The following is a 247-nucleotide window of genomic DNA, read 5'->3' on the forward strand; positions in this document are numbered from 1 at the left end:
TAGAGTGCTCTTTCGTAGCAACTAATGACAAGGGTTGCGCTCGTTGCGGGACTTAACCCAACATCTCACGACACGAGCTGACGACAGCCATGCAGCACCTGTGTAATGGTTCCCTTTCGGGCACTCCTCAATCTCTCAAGGATTCCATCCATGTCAAGGGTAGGTAAGGTTTTTCGCGTTGCATCGAATTAATCCACATCATCCACCGCTTGTGCGGGTCCCCGTCAATTCCTTTGAGTTTTAATCT

At 49.4% G+C, this 247-nt stretch carries 1 rRNA gene; it reads right to left on the reverse strand.

Annotated features, from left to right (window positions below):
- Positions 1 to 247 (reverse strand): 16S ribosomal RNA (locus tag GEV02_RS33965); the annotation flags it as partial.

Origin of the sequence: Rugamonas aquatica (assembly GCF_009380215.1) — a bacterium.
Lineage (GTDB): Bacteria > Pseudomonadota > Gammaproteobacteria > Burkholderiales > Burkholderiaceae_D > Rugamonas > Rugamonas aquatica_B.